Source organism: Paenibacillus sp. G2S3 (assembly GCF_030123105.1).
Classification (GTDB): Bacteria; Bacillota; Bacilli; order Paenibacillales; family Paenibacillaceae; genus Paenibacillus_AQ.
The window spans coordinates 2,287,113-2,303,543 of sequence record NZ_CP126095.1 but is presented as its reverse complement, the minus strand read 5'-3'; the positions used below and the strand labels follow the sequence as shown (position 1 = coordinate 2,303,543).

General features: G+C 43.5%; 14 protein-coding genes. 2 read left to right on the top strand and 12 right to left on the bottom strand.

From position 1 onward, the window contains the following. Positions 1-192: 192 nt before the first annotated feature. Both QNH28_RS09780 and QNH28_RS09775 read right to left on the bottom strand, forming a co-directional pair. Entirely contained in the window at positions 193-1,638 is a 1,446-nt protein-coding gene (locus QNH28_RS09780) for a DEAD/DEAH box helicase (RefSeq protein ID WP_283911192.1), read from the bottom strand. Positions 1,639-1,723: 85 nt separating this feature from the next. Then, positions 1,724-2,377: an HD domain-containing protein gene (locus tag QNH28_RS09775; RefSeq protein WP_283911191.1), complete on the bottom strand. Its 654-nt coding sequence runs from the start codon at positions 2,375-2,377 to the stop codon at positions 1,724-1,726. A 352-nt stretch (positions 2,378-2,729) separates the two neighbouring features. Here QNH28_RS09775 and QNH28_RS09770 point away from each other — a divergent pair, with 352 nt between their 5' ends. Continuing rightward, positions 2,730-4,010 carry a histidine--tRNA ligase gene (locus QNH28_RS09770; RefSeq protein WP_349655040.1) on the top strand — a complete coding sequence of 427 codons (1,281 nt, stop codon included), beginning with the start codon at positions 2,730-2,732 and terminating at the stop codon, positions 4,008-4,010. A gap of 155 nt (positions 4,011-4,165) precedes the next feature. Here the strand turns inward: QNH28_RS09770 and QNH28_RS09765 are convergent, their stop codons facing one another. From QNH28_RS09765 to QNH28_RS09750, 4 genes are all read right to left on the bottom strand, one after another. Next, positions 4,166-6,199, bottom strand: a complete 2,034-nt coding sequence (locus tag QNH28_RS09765) for a methyl-accepting chemotaxis protein (RefSeq protein WP_283911190.1) — start codon at positions 6,197-6,199, stop codon at positions 4,166-4,168. A gap of 216 nt (positions 6,200-6,415) precedes the next feature. Further along, positions 6,416-7,441, bottom strand: a complete 1,026-nt coding sequence (locus QNH28_RS09760) for a bile acid:sodium symporter family protein (RefSeq protein WP_283911189.1) — start codon at positions 7,439-7,441, stop codon at positions 6,416-6,418. A 176-nt stretch (positions 7,442-7,617) separates the two neighbouring features. Beyond that, positions 7,618-8,565, bottom strand: a complete 948-nt coding sequence (locus tag QNH28_RS09755) for a radical SAM protein (protein WP_283911188.1) — start codon at positions 8,563-8,565, stop codon at positions 7,618-7,620. Between the two features lie 165 nt (positions 8,566-8,730). Then, positions 8,731-9,150 carry a hypothetical protein gene (locus tag QNH28_RS09750; RefSeq protein WP_283911187.1) on the bottom strand — a complete coding sequence of 140 codons (420 nt, stop codon included), beginning with the start codon at positions 9,148-9,150 and terminating at the stop codon, positions 8,731-8,733. A 129-nt stretch (positions 9,151-9,279) separates the two neighbouring features. Here QNH28_RS09750 and QNH28_RS09745 point away from each other — a divergent pair, with 129 nt between their 5' ends. After that, complete coding sequence (locus tag QNH28_RS09745) at positions 9,280-9,828, top strand: hypothetical protein (RefSeq protein WP_283911186.1); 549 nt, start codon at positions 9,280-9,282, stop codon at positions 9,826-9,828. Positions 9,829-10,000: 172 nt separating this feature from the next. On the opposite strand, the gene QNH28_RS09740 is transcribed toward QNH28_RS09745, so the two are convergent. From QNH28_RS09740 to QNH28_RS09715, 6 genes are all read right to left on the bottom strand, one after another. Further along, entirely contained in the window at positions 10,001-11,254 is a 1,254-nt protein-coding gene (locus tag QNH28_RS09740) for a stalk domain-containing protein (RefSeq protein ID WP_283911185.1), read from the bottom strand. Between the two features lie 157 nt (positions 11,255-11,411). Beyond that, positions 11,412-12,362, bottom strand: coding sequence for a nucleoside hydrolase (locus QNH28_RS09735; RefSeq protein ID WP_283911184.1), 951 nt, complete (start codon positions 12,360-12,362; stop codon positions 11,412-11,414). Between the two features lie 42 nt (positions 12,363-12,404). After that, positions 12,405-12,713, bottom strand: a complete 309-nt coding sequence (locus QNH28_RS09730; RefSeq protein WP_283911183.1) for a hypothetical protein — start codon at positions 12,711-12,713, stop codon at positions 12,405-12,407. A 117-nt stretch (positions 12,714-12,830) separates the two neighbouring features. After that, positions 12,831-14,012, bottom strand: coding sequence for a MalY/PatB family protein (locus tag QNH28_RS09725; RefSeq protein WP_283911182.1), 1,182 nt, complete (start codon positions 14,010-14,012; stop codon positions 12,831-12,833). A gap of 126 nt (positions 14,013-14,138) precedes the next feature. Continuing rightward, positions 14,139-15,209: a dihydrodipicolinate synthase family protein gene (locus tag QNH28_RS09720; RefSeq protein ID WP_283911181.1), complete on the bottom strand. Its 1,071-nt coding sequence runs from the start codon at positions 15,207-15,209 to the stop codon at positions 14,139-14,141. Continuing rightward, positions 15,209-16,225, bottom strand: a complete 1,017-nt coding sequence (locus tag QNH28_RS09715) for an NAD-dependent epimerase/dehydratase family protein (protein WP_283912102.1) — start codon at positions 16,223-16,225, stop codon at positions 15,209-15,211. The genes QNH28_RS09720 and QNH28_RS09715 overlap by 1 nt, the downstream gene beginning before the upstream one ends. Between the last annotated feature and the right edge of the window lie 206 nt (positions 16,226-16,431).

Sequence of the window (16,431 nt, the reverse complement as noted above, 5' to 3'; positions counted from 1 at the left end):
CCGGCTTGTGTATCCGGCTCTTATTCCCCCGAAGTTTCCCCTACCTGCCCGCCCAATATGCGGGATTTCTATCTACGGGATTTTTAACGTTCATTTCGGCGTTTCCAACCAAATCAGCTCAATCTACGGGATTTATACCGTTCTTTTCAGCTTTTCCAGCCAAATCAGCTTAATATACGGGATTTATACCGTTTATTTCTTCGCAATATGCACCTTAAGCTGCTTGCCCTTCACGGTCGTCTCTCTCATCGCTTGCAGCACCATTGCACCCTTACCGTTCAAAATATCCACGTAAGTCACATTGTCTTGAATCGAGATAATCCCGATGTCTTCCGCAGACATCCCTTCAAGCTTCGCGATTGTACCGACAAAGTCCACGGCTCTTAGCTTCTTTTTCTTACCGCCGTTGAAGTACAGCTTCATGATTTCTTTGTTCAAGCTTTCGCTTTTGTCCTTTTTACGGACAGGCTGCTTGTTAATCTTCTGCTCGAAAGCTTCCTTCGCGTAAGCAACAGCATCGTCCGAAGGAGCTTTCATATTCGGGATGGTAAAGCCAATATAGCCTTCGATCTCCTTGACCCACTTTTGCTCATTCGGAGTGACAAAAGTGATCGCTTTACCCGTCTTGCCTGCACGTGCGGTTCTGCCTGTACGGTGCACATAGCTTTCTTTTTCCAGCGGAATATCGTAATTAATCACGTGCGTGATGTTCTCGATATCAATGCCTCTTGCCGCCACATCGGTAGCGATTAAGTAACGGAACTGCCCTCTTTTAAAAGCATTCATGACCTCAAAACGTTCATCCTGCTCCATACCCCCATGGATTTTATCACAAGGATATTCCAAATCAGCCAGACCTCTAAACAGGGCATTTACCTGCTCTTGCGTACGGCAAAAGATAATGCAGCTATCTGGATTCTCCACCGTAATAATATCGCTCAGTAACGAGAACTTGGCAGCTTGTCTCACTTCGATCAGAGCATGCTCAATTGTAGCAGTGGTAATTCCACTTGCCTGAATCTCGATTTCCGTTGGATCGCTCATATATTTCCGGCATAAATTCTTAATCACTTCCGGTAAAGTAGCCGAGAAAACACAAGTCACTCGTTCTTTTGGCAGCTGCTTGATGATCTTCTCAATCTGCTCAATAAATCCCATGCTCAGCATCTCGTCTGCTTCATCAATGATCAAATACTTGATCCGATTTAGCGGAAGCGTGCCTCTTTCAATATGGTCGAACACACGGCCAGGCGTACCTACGACAACATGTGTTTTTTGGGTAAGTTCAATTTTTTGTGGAGCAAAAGGCTGCTTACCGAAAAGAGCCACGGCCTTAACCCGTTTAAATCGTCCAATGTTGGTTATATCCTCTTTTACTTGCATGGCAAGCTCCCGAGTAGGCGTAAGAATCAAAGCCTGCGGTTTATTCTCCGCCCAATCCACCAAATCACAGACTGGGATTCCGTAAGCTGCCGTCTTTCCGCTACCCGTTTGCGATTTAACGATCAGATCCTTTTGCTGGAGCGCTACAGGGATCACTTTGCTTTGAACTTCTGTTGGCGTCTCATATTTCAGGACATCCAGCGCTTTAATAATGTCTTCGTTTAACTCATAATCTCTAAATTGCAATTCACTCATTGTTCAACCTCTTCTATGCCGATTGTTCTGGTTAAAGCGGAAACTCCGCGATCCTTCATCTTGTGCATACTTATCATTATAACAGCTATTGGTTCCCTTGATTCCACTCCTTATAGAACTGGTCCAGAAAATTCAACATGAAATCATGCCGTTCTTCTGCTAACTTGCGTCCATAGGCTGTGTTCATCAGATATTTTAATTTTAATAACTTCTCATAAAAATGATTGATAGCCGTCCCTTTGCTGTAATCCCTGTACTCCTTCTGAAGCGATTCATCTCTTGGAGACACTTCCGGATCATAAGCTGGACGACCTTTTGCTCCTGAGAAAATAAAGGTTCTGGCAATGCCAATCGCACCAAGCGCATCAAGTCGATCGGCATCTTGGACCACTTGGCCTTCAAGCGTCTGCATCGGTTCTCCCCCGCCACCACTAAAGGACATCGTCTCAATAATCATCATAATATGATTAATTTGTTCCTCATCTGTAAGGTTTGAAGAAAGCCAAGTACGTACTTTATGCAAACCTTCTTCTTTAGACGGATTAAGCTTCTCGTCAGCAACATCATGCAGCAAAGCAGCCATTGTGCAGACAAATACATCTGCGCTCTCGATCTTAGCAATTTCAGCGGCGGTGTTGCGCACTCTATCGGAATGCCACCAGTCATGCCCCGTAGTATCTTGTCCAAGTTGTTCTTTAACAAAATCTTCGGTCCGAGCTATAATTAAAGATTCATTCATCGTAGAAAAACTCCCTTTCCTTAAGGAATATCGAAGCCCTATTATAGCTGATAACTTGTCCATTCGCCCACAAGAAAACGAACCAATTATAAATTCTTACTTGCACGACTCCAAATGATCCGCTATAATCGGCAGTAATCTAAATTTCGAAGGGAATTGGTTCTGATGAATACAAATACAATCATGCTGAATCAACTTCATTATTATCACAAACAGCGTTAGCATTCCTGAATTTTTCAGGGAGGCTAACGCTACTCGCGTTGGCCTCCCTGCGGCATAGATCACGCGCAGGACCAAGAGGTCCTGCGCGTTTTTTTATTTTCTAAACTATGCCAATTCAAAGGAGCTACTAATGATGCAAAACATTAAAGGAACTTATGATTACTTCGGTCAAGAGCAAGCGCTCAGAAAGAACATTCAAAATACGCTGCAGGACTTGTTCGAGCTCTATGATTTTGAATCGATGGATACGACATTATTAAATGAATTGGAGTTATTAACCTCAAAATATGCAGGCGGGGACGAAATCCTCAAGGAAATGTACCAACTCACAGATCAAGGCAACCGCAAGCTAGGGTTACGTTATGATCTGACCATCCCTTTTGCCAAAGTCATCGCTTTAAACCCTGGAATTGAGCTTCCATTCAAGCGGTATGAGATCGGAAAAGTGTTCCGAGATGGACCTGTGAAACGTGGGCGTCTGCGTGAATTCCTGCAATGTGATGTCGATGTGGTCGGCATTTCCGGCCCTGAGGCTGAAGCTGAGCTAATGCAACTAGCTACCGAAGCTTTCCGCAAGCTAGACATCCCTATCATCCTAAAATGGAACAACCGACGTTTTCTCGGTGAGATTCTGGAGTCCATCGGCGTACCCGCTGAGGAGCAACTATCCGTTATGTTAACCCTTGATAAACTTGAGAAAATCAACCTTAGTGGAGTGAAGAACGAGTTGATTGGCAAAGGGCTAGAATCTGCAACCATCGCAGCGATTCTAGCGCTTATCGAAATGGACAATCCAAGCTTTGAACAGTTATGCCAAAAGTACGATCTCACAGCACAACCGGGTGCGTCAGAGGTTCTCGTCCTACAAAATCTAATCCAAGACATTGGATTACAGGATACTTGCCGCTTTGATCCTTTCTTATCCCGAGGCCTTTCGTTCTACACTGGAACAGTCTACGAGATCTTCGATGCTTCCGGCTCCTTTACCTCAAGCTTGGGTGGTGGAGGCAGATATGACGCGATTATCGGACAGCTAGTGGGTAGAGAAGATATTCAATATCCTACGGTTGGGTTGTCTTTTGGTATGGAGTCAATCATGGCGCTCCTAGCAGAAAGACCTACCGAAGAAAATAAAGCAGCTAATGTTATGGTCATTCCCATTGGTGAGACACTACCACAAGCTTTAATTGCAGCAGCCGAGCTGCGTGCCTGTTCTATAAGAACCACTCTCGTATCCAGTAAAAGAAAATTAAAAAAGCAGCTCGCCACAGCCTCATCCAAAAACATCCGATACGTTATACTGATCGGCGAAAGCGAATCAAGTGTTGAGAAGGTACGTTTGAAAGATATGGAGGAACAAACAGAGGTTATCGTTCCACTGGATGAAGCTATTTACCTCATCACCGGATAAAGAGCATCCTTAAATACTGCCAAGCATAAAAAAGACCCCGCCGACGGCCGGCGGGGCAAGGTTTATATTTAAGGGAGGTTATATATGTACTATAACCTTGCAAGCTTAATATTTTATGAAAAAAAGATAAGGATACCCTTAATAATTCTTACAGTTTAGATCTTAAACTTGTCTACCAATCCCTGAAGCTCTTTAGCACTTTGAGTATTTTCATCAGCCATAGTAACCTCTAAGAATGTTTTTTCCACGATATCAGCCGTTTTCACCGCAATATCCTGAATCCCAATAGCTCCCTCGTTTACTGTAGCAGCCACTTCATTGACCGCTATAGAAATACTAGATACCGCCATACTTAGATGATCAGCTGCGGTCTCGAATTGATTCATCAGCAAATTCACTGTAGTAGCATCTCTGTTATACTGCTGACTTACCTCCGTTAACCGCTCATAATCTCCAAGAACATTCTGGTCAATAAAAGCAAGTAACGCCTCTGAATTTTCCTTCATTAGTTCAACAGAAGCATATACACCTGAAACGACCCCTTGGATCCCAGCAGCGGTCTCTGACGATTTCTCAGCCAACTTACGGATCTCACCAGCTACAACAGCAAACCCTCTACCTGCCTCACCTGCTCTAGCCGCTTCGATCGCTGCATTCAAAGCAAGCAGATTGGTCTGACTAGTAATCGATAGAATCGTATCCGCCAGTACATTAATCTCCGAGATCGCGTTCGACTGCGCAATTGCTTTTTCCATATCGACACGAACAGATTCATACACTCGCTTAGCATTATCCGTAGACTCTAACGCCTCATCTTGTAACGCCATCGCTCGCTCACTGATCTGTTTGGAAACTTCTGAGCCTTCCTTCACATTACTGGAGATCTCGGACACATTAATATCAATTTCAGTAATCGCTGCCGTCATCTCTTGTGTTGAAGCTGCTGTCTCCTCCATGCCTGCCGATAGCTGCTGTGTAGTTGCCGAATTATCGTGAGCATTCTCACGTACATCTATAGATAGCTTTTCAAGAGTTTCCGCATTATCTAGCACCTTGGTAGAGATTGTGATTAGACTACCCGCCATATCACGAAGAATAACCCGTGTTCGGAGCATTGCTATGGCTATCGTACCTGTTTCATCATTGTTTTTCTTCAGATACTCATACTGGGAGTCATACGTCAAATTCAGTTCTGCCGTTCTATTTATCAACTCTGTCAGTTTAATAATCGGTGAGGAGATTTTTTTGGCAAAATATAAAGCGATCAGCAAAGCTATAATCAAACTTACCACACCAAGCACCAGATTAAAATTTCTCATTTCATTCACTGGTTTCGTAATTTCATCTAAATTAGCCGTAAGCCCAAGCAACCAGTGGGTCTCCGGCATAACTGTATAGGCTGATTTTTTATCCACACCATTATATGTATAGTTTAGCAGGCTATCTTCTACTTTCTCACCAGATTTCACACGCTCTACAACAGCCATGATCTGATCATTCGCCACGGGTTGTCCTACTTGCTTCTTATCCGGATGGTAAAGTGTATTCCCATTCTCATCGAGAAGATAAGCATACGAGGTCGTTGTGTTCACTACTTTTGCATCTGCTAAATACTTAATCATACTATCTGCGGAAACCGCTGAAGCCACATATCCAATCATCTTCCCGTTACTCTTAACCGGATGTACAAAAGCCACCACATAAGCCCCAGTAGATTTTGATTTCAGCGTTTCGCTAATTACCGGCGCCGCGGTCTCCATTACTTTCTTCGTATAATTTCTTTCGCTAAAATCCGTACCTATAAGCTTAATATCACTGTCAGCCACAGCGATGCCTCTCATATCACTGACAAAAGCATGTTCAAGGTTCCCAGCATCCTTCACAATTTCTTGAAGGCTGATATTTACCTCATTCTGTAGCTCATTCCCCTTTGCGACTCCACCGTTCTCTGCTTGGAGTAATAATTCGACAATTTCCGACCTTCCGGCAATAAGCTCAATACTTCTCTGCTCTTTCGAAATCATGGATGATATGGTCTGAGCTTTATTCGTATTGACCTGCTTCATAGAATTCTCAGTAAGGCTCACAATTGCCTGAGTTGACCTTAAATATGTAAAAACCCCCATTACTGCAATACATAGTAGGGTCACACCTATCATCATAAGTGATAGTTTAAGACGAATCTTCATTTTTCTTCACCCTTCCGACTACTTGTTCATTTGAGAACAATGCAATTGTAAATAATACAACTACTATCGGATATGATGGTAAATTAGTGAATATCGTCTAAGTGAAAATACGGAAAATATCAAAAAATGTCGAATTTTTGCATATAAATGTAGAAAAATCTAGTTCTTCTAGTTCGGACATCTTTTATAGAATAGTCAATAAGACCTGTTTTATTATTATGATGAAATAGGCGGTTCTGACTGGGATGAAGGAGTAACTTGCGTTATTGCACCATCAGTTATGGGTTGTTTAGTTCTGCTACGTAAAAACAGACCAGACATTGCAGCAAGAATTTGCTGGAATAACATTCCTGAAATCACAGGGAGCGCAACTGCTGGAGGGAAATATTTTACTGCGAGTACTGCTCCCGCGCTTAAATTACGCATACCGGAATTAAATTGAACGGCCACAGAATCTTCATAGCTAAAGTGGAAGCGGTGTGATACCATTGCCCCGATTACATATCCAAGAACTACGGTTATAAAGGTTACTCCAATAATAATCGCTAATTTACTATCCGGGTGTTTCAGATATCGTGCAATGCTAGCACCATTAATGGAAACGACCATGAACAAGCCAACCTTTACAAATGGGGAAAGCGGTGGTCCACATACCGTATTCACCTTTCCTTTTGTCCATTGATTCAGAAGCATCCCGACCACCGAAGGAATCACAATCATCCATAGAAGACCTTTCATCATTTCCCCTAGCTGAATTTCCACACTCGCTCCCATGAGCAAATACAAGGTACCCGGAACAACAATCGGTGACAAGAGCGTATCGATCAGAATAAGTGCCAAAGTCAGTGCAATATTCCCGCCGTATATAGATACCCACACCACACTAACAACACCTGTAGGGATCGCAAATAGCAGTACAAATCCAGTCACTGTGTAGGGATCTCCCGGAAAAACAGCACTTGCAACGAGCCAACCAATGAGCGGCATCACGATATGGAGAATAATCAGCAACACTATCAACTTTTGTGGTTTCAACAGTACGCCCAGCAGATCTTTGAGATTGGACTTCAAACTTCCGATCAATGTCATGAAGGCGAATATCCAAGGAACTAGCCATGTGAACGGCAGTAGTCTGCTTTCATTAAGCACGCCAACCACGATGGCAGTAGGTGTTAATATTGGCATGATTTTTTCGAGAACTACATTAGATTTGATGAGTCCATTTCTTATATTCGTAAGCATGTGTCGCACACCTTATGTATGGATGTCATACATTCCTTATCCGTTATTTTAAGTTGTAGCAGTCTCTATAAGCTTACAGAAATCATACAGGACTTTCCATAAATCTACTACACAAAAAGGAACCAATTATTTAAATTGGCTCCTAGTAGTAATTTTTATAGAAAATACTTAACGATTTAAACCCCTTGTGGAAACAATGCATCCAGCGCTGGGCATGGCAGCTTATCCAGGAACTGAGCCAATGGCGCTGGCATGTTAATGTACAGATCCTTTAGTGAGGTTCCCTGATAAATATTGCCAATAAAAACGGGATGACATAATTCAGAGATCAGAATGTCCCCATTTCCATGTAAATGAAGCTGTTTCTTACCCTCTATGCAGTGTGGAAAATAAACACCCGGCTGCTCTTCAAAACCAAGCGCATCCATAAAACGGTCCATGCAAGTAAAATACAAGATCGTGTCTTCTTTTTTCATAGCGATCAGTTCACTCACGGCATTCTTTAATTGTTCGCGGGCAGCTATAGACTTCCAGCCTGTATGATCCATGATAATACTGTTCTGAATCTCATGTGTTCTAACACCCATCGCGTAGACATGATCGCTGATTTCCTTCATGTTATCCTGAGTTTCGCTGAACAACAGCGTCTCCAGCACCGTATCTACACTTGTGGCCGCGAACAAAGTAATGTTGTCTCTTATTTTTTCATAGATGCTTGGATGAATATTATAATAACGAGAGAAAGCGTCCGCAGTAGTAAAATTGAAGGAAATATGTATCGTCGTTAGTCCTGCCGCGACCAGCTGATCAATTCGTTCAGCATTTAAAAGACTGCCGTTGGAGTTAAGCTGCGTCTGAATCCCTCTGGATGAGCAGTAGCTTACAACCTCCACACAGTCATCAAACTTTAAAGTGACCTCGCCACCTGACAAGCGTACTCTTTTCAGACCAGGAAGCTCTTCAAGAATTCGGATAACCTCTTTAGCTTTGATGCTTTGTCCATCATTTCTATTATATGCACAACAATAATCGCAGCGGAAATTACAGTTCGAGGTGACTCCTATTTCTAAGCCTTCCAGCTCATAAGTAAGCGGTTTGTCTAATTCCAATGCTTTATATCTCATACGCTAAAGTCCTCCTGAAAAAAATGATTTTGGTTCAAGGGTTCAACCTTAGAGATTATAAAGGTATATGGCTTAGGTTAATGTGAGGTTTATAACAGTCGAAGTGTGTTTAAGAAATCCACGTCATCAGCTTTCGGACGTAACTTCGTCACTACTCAGCTGATCTCATTTTTCGTAATGCTTTCCTTCTTCGAAAGAGTTGCCACCTGATGGTATCCACACACTCTGGTGAATTTTCTTCTCATTTATGACTGAATAAATATAAATCCAACCTTCTTCGTTTTTAAATCTAACTTGTAAATGATAAGGATTATATTGTCTACCTTCTTGTCGACTAATTTCCCATTCTTGATTAGGGTATTTCTCCTCCAAATAGTGATTGAGTTGTTCTGTTTTTCGGGATACTTGATAATCAATCCAGTAGGGGCGAATAGCGAACGATAATAGCAAAAATACAGTTATTGAAGATACTATAATTAAACCAGACTTCCTAATCTTACGGGGTAAAAACAAGGCTACTCCAAATATAATGAGGACAAAAACAACCGAAAATATGATTTCTATTGCAGTAATTGGATGCAACATAACCCTCCTCTGAATCAGGCTTCTTTCGAGGTCCATGACCCATTTACTGGTCTGCACCAATAATTTCCACTATAATACTTTATTGTAAGCAGATACAACTCATGCAGAACGCTTGAAAGGAATCAAAAGATGAGGAAAATCATCCTAAACGCACTCATTATTTTAATCGTCATTTTTGTTACAGGCTGTACATCTAATGCCGATACGGTTGATACACCGCTGTACTCAGGGAAAAGCTTATTTATAGGTGTTGTTCGTGAGGTCCCTAAAATAAGAGAAGAACATGTGCACTTCACAAGTATTTCCTTTGATGAATTAGCAGATTATACAAAGCTCTCCTCCCAATATGATGCCGTAGTGATTACGAAAGAGCATCTGAAAGAAGCGGACGACAACAAGTTTGTTAAAGTATATACAAATGCAGATGTTCCTTTCTTCTTTATTGGAGCTACGAAATCTTTTATGCCGTTTGTTCTTGAAGATGTATCGTATGAGCACTCATCTTTAACAAATTTTAATAGTGATATGTATGTTACTTGCTATCTTCAAACTGGTGAAACATATAAAACTTGGGGATACGGACTTTACAACGGCAAAGTAAATGAACCCAACATTAAAGATGTATACTCACGGATGTTCACTACCATCGAGTCCATAGAGAATGGTACGTATGAATAGGCATATCCCCCTCCGTAAGAGAAAGATCATTTATGCCACCTATCCATTACATACTAGCTTTATGTGAGAAAGATAAGGATAATTTATTGCGCAAGCATATAATTTTTTTCTTTTCAAGAAAAAAGGCTGCCAAATGGCAGCCCTTTTCTTTTGATAACGTATCATAAATCCCCTACAACTCCACCGACTTGCCCATCTCATTCCAGACAGGCTGTCCAATCAAGCCCACACGCCAGATCGCAATCCCTTTAAGACCATAACGTTTGGCAAGCCCAACCTTGGAATTTACTGAAGTTTCATTTTCACTATAAACGGAAATGCCGAGAATCAGCTTATCCTTACTCACTTGCTGAAGTGCAAGCCGGATGCCTTCATCAACTAAACTCATCGGCTCTGGAACTTTTTTCTCTTGCAAATAATCATATGCCATAATGACCAAATCGTCAGCCAGGCTGCCTAGCGTCTTGTAATCATAACCTTTATAAGAGCTGTTTAATGGATGAAGAATAACCGTGAGCTTAAGACCTGCTGCATGTACTTTTTGAGACAGATTCTTCACAAAAGCATTATAATCGGCTTGCACCTTTGCTTTATCTCCCGTTAGACCCAGTCCCTCGAGATCCAGCGTGATGCCTTGGAATCCCTTTTGTGTAGCCAGATCAACGATTCCTGAAATCGTCTGCTCTTGAAGCACTTTATCTTCCAGGTTCTTTGTCAGCTCGGATGCAGTATCACCAGAAAAGACCATCAGATAAGGTGCTGTGCCACCTGCTGCTGCATTCGAGATAATAGACTCTGGGGTTACATCTCCAGCTGCTTGAGGCCATCTAAAGTCAGTACCTGTCGTGGTGAATTGTCCACTCTTATCAATCCCGCTCCACCCAAAAGCTACAGCATCAAAGCTAGGAAGTAACGAAATTTCACTGTATGAGCTAAGCGCATAGAAACCCAGCTTGTACATATCCGTCTTCGGTGAGGTGATCGATACCGTCTTCGTCGCTTGATCCCAAGCTACGCCCGCACCAAACTGCTGTCCGAAGAAGCTGAGCGGAATCATCGTGTTATTACGGATCGTTTGCGGGGCAACCCCTAGCTTCACAATTTCGCCGTTTACGCCTGCATTTTTGCTACCAAGGGTCAACGTTACCACTTTAGTGCCCGCTGTATCCGTCTTGGTCGCGGTAATTTTCTTAAGCGCTTGATTCCACTCTACATTGATTCCCAGCGCTTCAGATATCGCCCGGAATGGAACCATCGTTGTTCCGTTCATCACAACAGGCTCTACTGGAAACGGTAGTGCATAACCATCCAGCACAATACTAACTCCCCCTGCGGAGGCTGCTTGTGAAGTATTGTGGAATAAAGCTGTGGTGCCGCCTAGCGAAATCGCCAGACATAAGACTAATTTACCAATCCGTTTGTTCATGACTGTTAAGTCTCCCATCTTCCATGATATGAAGTGTAATCTATTAAACTCTTTATATGTCTTCTACCATTTTACCAAAGATTATCCAATTGTAAAATTAATAGATTGTCATCTATGAGCTTCGAGATTATTTTTCATATTAGAAAAGATCGATTAACTACATAAACACACTCAAAAAGGTTCCCACTGCTCGTTCAACATCTACATCCACAGCAACTTGTATGGGTTTACCCACTTTTGGCTGAGCCCGCAAATCCGCTACGACCATTCCTGATGTAAACTCACCTTTGTGCTCCACACGAACATTCATCTCTTTATAGGTTACTAGATCTGGTTGCAGCGCAACCATAAGCGCGAGTGGATCATGCAGCGGTGCACTGTTAATCAAAAAGTTCGCTTCACGATAGAAATTAAAATAATGAGTGAGCGATTGTTCCATAAACGAAATGATCGCTTTATTCTCTTCACGTCCAAAACGGTTTAATAAATCGATATGCTCTTGGGTGATCCGCGTCTTAAGCGTAACGTCTAGCCCCACCATCATAATGGGAAGTCCAGATGTAAATACATGATCAGCAGCTTCTGGATCTCCAGCAATATTCGCTTCCGCAACCGGTGTTCTATTGCCGGGATTGAAGATCGTACCGCCCATCACCACTACTTTTTTCAAAGTATTCTTAATACCAGGGTCCATATCAAGCGCCATCGAAAGGTTGGTTAGATGTGCCAGTGTAACTAATACAATCTCTCCGGGATTCTCATTGGCCATCCGGACAATAAACTCAGGTGCAGTTTCGCTAATGGGACGCTGGCTGGATGGAGCAATTTCCACATTACCGATACCATTCTCACCATGCACATGAGTGGCGTAGCCTGAGCTCTCACGAACGAGTGCCTTGGATGCTCCGATCGCTACAGGAATCTCATAGCCGGGCTTAGCAAGCTCAATCAGTCGCAGTGAATTGTCCGCCGCCTTTTCGACATCAATATTTCCAAAAACAGTTGTAATTCCTTCTACAATTACGTTTGGAGCGCGTAAGGCATATAGAATCGCCAGTGCGTCGTCAATACCTGTGTCTGCATCAATAATAATTCGTGTTTTTCTCATTTATGTTCTCTCCCACCCTGCAATGTCTTATGGATTATCATATCACGGCCTACCAGTACGCTCAATTTTATTCATTTGCTGTTCTTTAAAAGTATTAATAAAGCTTTCAGGATCACACTCTACCAAATAAGAATATACACCCTTACTCGTGTACAAATAGAACATCCCCTCTGAACCTCCCATTGAGCGATAGGACATATCTAAAATATCTTTTATTGGAAATTCACGATGACGAGTCACGACTCTATCTTTGTAGAGATACATTTGCCTATTACATGGAAAACTTCGTTGTTCTCCATCCTTAATTTCTCGCTGTATCTTATAATACGGAAGCTGAGCTACCCATTTCATTTGAAGTCCTCCTGCTTGACGTAATGGACTCCATTTTATTATTCTTTTTACCTTTTTGCAAAATAAAGAAGCTCGACGATCCCCTTAGAAGGAATCATCAAGCTTCAGGCATACCTTTTATTTCGCAGTATAAGCTACAGCCGCTCGACTAAAGCGTTCTAACGCTTCAACTAGAATAGATCTAGGACAAGCTAGATTGATCCGCAGATGACCTTGTCCCTCAGTTCCAAAGACAGAGCCTTCATTAAAAGCAACTTTAGCCTCTTTGTACATCAGCTGTTTAAGTCCATCAATATCCAGATTCAGACCGCGGCAGTCAACCCATAGCAGGTATGTGCCTTGTGGCTGCATCACTTGGACCTGTGGTAAATGCTCCGACAAATAGCTAATCGCATAGTCCACATTGCCTGACACGTACTCTAAAAGCTCATCCAACCATTCTTCACCATCATTATAGGCAGCTTCTACTGCACCTTGGGCGAAGAAGCTAGCCATATGTAAACTCAAGGCTTTCATTTTTCGATCAAATTTAAGCTTCAATTCCGGATTGGAAGACACGATAAAAGAAGATTGTAACCCCGGTAGATTGAAGGTTTTGGTCGCGGCAAGTGTGGTTATTGTAATATTCGCAATTTCCTCAGATAAGGATGCAAAAGGGATATGCTCATAACCTGGAAGCGCCAAATCACAATGAATCTCATCAGAGATTACGGTCACTCCATAACGCAGACAGAGCTCACCAAGCTTCAGCAGCTCTTCTCTTTCCCATACTCTACCACCCGGATTATGCGGACTGCATAAGAGCAGCAGCTTGGCTCCACCTTGCATCAGCCCTTCCAATTGCTCATAATCCATTTCGAAGCGTCCGTTACGAACTACAAGCGGATTCTTGGCGACCTTGCGATCATTCATTTGGATGACATCATAGAAGGGATAGTAAACTGGCGACTGTAAAATAACCTCGTCCCCTGGCTCGGTAAACAGCTCTACAGAAAAACTTAAGGAGGTTACGATTCCGGGAGAATCCGAAATCCATTCCGGTTTAATTTCCCAATCATGCCGTCTTCTGAACCACGACGTGATAGCTTCTTTATAAGAGTCACTAGGTACACTATATCCGTAAACCCCTTGTTCTGCGCGGCGCAGAATCGCTTCCTTCACTGCGGGAGGACTTTCAAAATCCATGTCTGCCACCCAAAGTGGCATAATATCCTTCTCACCAAACAACTTCTCGGACTGGTCCCACTTGTAAGAACGTGTATTACGGCGGTCAATTACGCGATCGAAATCATACTTCAATTAAAGTCACCTCATCCTTATAAACTTGTCCCTTATTGTATCATGAGGAGGAGGATATCGCACTCTGGATAAGAAAGAACGCACTAGTCGAAAGTGCGCCCTCCTTAACTTTTACACAACTACGTGTTATTGCAGCCACTCTTCCAAATGCGATGCCACAAATTCATCATCCACCAGCTGGGGATAGTCTCTGCGCACTCTGTTGATTTCCTCTACTTGCCCCGGGGATAATCGTTCCTCCGGATTTAGACACCATAAGCCTTCAAGCAATCCTTGTTGGCGAAGCACCTCATGAATACCCGGAATACAGCCATGAAAATGATGCGCGGGATCAAATATCGCCGCATTGCTATCCGTCACTTCAGCCCCAAGCGTCAACCAATTGGATGCCAGCGAGGGTTCATTTCTGACCTTTTTAATCTCATTAAGCAGCTGCACTGCTTTGCTCGTCCAGACCGCCCAGTGGCCAAGTAGGCCGCCGACTATTTTTTTCTCAACGGTCTTGCCGTTCACCTTAAATCGGAAGGTCGTGAGCAGATCGCTGATAATATTATCATCATTTCCTGTATAAAGGGCAATTTCTTCGCGGCGGCTGGATTCAAGTACGGCTCTGACTACATCCAGCGTTTGATAACGATTGAACGGTGCCATTTTGATGGCGATTACGCCTTCTATTTCAGCAAATGCCTTCCAAAAATCAAAGCTTAAAATCCGTCCTCCCACCGATGGCTGAAGGTAGAAACCAAATACCGGAATCACATCCGCCACTCTGCGTGTTCGTTCCAGCAGTTCTTCCTCGCTTAAGTCTTGCAAGCCTCCCATACTGAGCAGTCCTGATTCATAACCAAAGCTTGCAGCAAGGCGCGCTTCAAGAACAGCCTGCTCCGTCCCACCGCAAATACCCGCTACTTTCATGAAAGGTCGATCTAACTGAGCTCGTTCCACCTCTTCCGCAGCTAGACGTAACACAGGCTCCAGCAACCCTACTTCTGGATTCCTGATCTTGAATTGAGTGGAATGTACGGCTACCGCAACTCCACCCGCTCCAGAAGCAACGTAATAACGGGTAAGTGCCCGTTGACGTCGCTCATCCAGCTTGCGCTCTTTCGTTAAGGCGAGAGGATGTGCGGGAATAGCCAACCCATCATGAAGCGCGGCATGTAATTCCGAAGTCAAAGGTACTCTTGTCAGTGTCATTAATATTTGCCCTCCCGCTCCTGAAAATGCGTGGGTTTATTCCAGGTTTCTCCGCCTCGTCCTACCCAATCGCCAATCCAGTCGATCATTTCGGCCAGCGATACCCGTGGATAGCCAAAGGCGGCAGCGGCTTTCGCTGCGTTGCTTAGCAGCGCAGTAGGCGCTTCTATACCTGTAAAGATAGGCTCTATGCCTAGCTTTCGGCCGAATTCATTCGCTGCCCAGCGCAGGGATAATGTCTCAGGCCCGGTAATGTTCATGACATTAGGCGGCGAACTGCAACGTAGCAGTGCTCGCAATGCGATTTCATTCGCATCCCCTTGCCAGATCACATTGGCATGGCCCATCGTGATATCGATGGGAAGTCCTTCCCTAACCGACCGAGCAAGCTCCAGCAACACGCCATACCGCAGATCAATGGCGTAATTCAGCCGATAAATGAACATCGGCGTTCCATTTTCATGAGAGAAATGTTCAAATATACGCTCCCGTCCCAGACAGGATTGCCCATACTCCCCATTTGCGTTCGGAGAAGTTCTCTCCGTTGCGCCTCCTTGACTGACCGGAGTAAAAGGGTAAACATTGCCTGTCGAGAACACAACCATTCGTGAATTACGGAACCGTTCTGCAACGCGTCCCGGAAGATAGGCATTCATCATCCAAGTGAAATGTTCATTCCCGGTTGTGCCGAATTTATTTCCGGCCATGTAGAGAATATTTTGGGTTTCAGGGAGTACCTGCAGCGCCTTATCGTCAGACAAATCAGCGGAGATAATCTCGACACCAGCCTCTTCAAGCTCTCGTCTTAGCTCCTTATTAGAGAAGCGGGATACACCGATGACTTTTTTGTCTAGCCCCGCTTGGCGAATTGCATTCACCGCTAGCCTTGCAAGACTGGGTCCCATCTTACCCCCCACGCCTAGAAGCATAATATCTCCATCGAGCTGGCTAAGCTCCTCAATCAGTGCTGTGGACGGACTTGCCAAGCGCTCCTCCAACTCTTGAACGGTTCGCATCATTGAACTCTCCTCTCCATTGACTCTGGTTTGTTGCTTTTGCCACAAACGACCTTATTGCTTGGTGTAAATGAAAACAATACATGCTGTAATTGGAAACCAAAATCGCAGTAATCACAATCCAAACTCACCGTATTCGAAAACCAGCTAGCCGCCATCGTAAGCCAAGCTAGCTACATTCAGAAAACTAGCTAGGTACATTCACA

Bases quoted from the DNA above. Each gene is read 5' to 3' on its own strand.
- QNH28_RS09780 (WP_283911192.1), bottom strand. From the start codon at position 1,638: ATGAGTGAATTGCAATTTAGAGATTATGAGTTAAACGAAGACATTATT.
- QNH28_RS09775 (WP_283911191.1), bottom strand. From the start codon at position 2,377: ATGAATGAATCTTTAATTATAGCTCGGACCGAAGATTTTGTTAAAGAA.
- QNH28_RS09770 (WP_349655040.1), top strand. From the start codon at position 2,730: ATGATGCAAAACATTAAAGGAACTTATGATTACTTCGGTCAAGAGCAA.
- QNH28_RS09765 (WP_283911190.1), bottom strand. From the start codon at position 6,199: ATGAAGATTCGTCTTAAACTATCACTTATGATGATAGGTGTGACCCTA.
- QNH28_RS09760 (WP_283911189.1), bottom strand. From the start codon at position 7,441: ATGCTTACGAATATAAGAAATGGACTCATCAAATCTAATGTAGTTCTC.
- QNH28_RS09755 (WP_283911188.1), bottom strand. From the start codon at position 8,565: ATGAGATATAAAGCATTGGAATTAGACAAACCGCTTACTTATGAGCTG.
- QNH28_RS09750 (WP_283911187.1), bottom strand. From the start codon at position 9,150: ATGTTGCATCCAATTACTGCAATAGAAATCATATTTTCGGTTGTTTTT.
- QNH28_RS09745 (WP_283911186.1), top strand. From the start codon at position 9,280: ATGAGGAAAATCATCCTAAACGCACTCATTATTTTAATCGTCATTTTT.
- QNH28_RS09740 (WP_283911185.1), bottom strand. From the start codon at position 11,254: ATGAACAAACGGATTGGTAAATTAGTCTTATGTCTGGCGATTTCGCTA.
- QNH28_RS09735 (WP_283911184.1), bottom strand. From the start codon at position 12,362: ATGAGAAAAACACGAATTATTATTGATGCAGACACAGGTATTGACGAC.
- QNH28_RS09730 (WP_283911183.1), bottom strand. From the start codon at position 12,713: ATGAAATGGGTAGCTCAGCTTCCGTATTATAAGATACAGCGAGAAATT.
- QNH28_RS09720 (WP_283911181.1), bottom strand. From the start codon at position 15,209: ATGACACTGACAAGAGTACCTTTGACTTCGGAATTACATGCCGCGCTT.
- QNH28_RS09715 (WP_283912102.1), bottom strand. From the start codon at position 16,225: ATGCGAACCGTTCAAGAGTTGGAGGAGCGCTTGGCAAGTCCGTCCACA.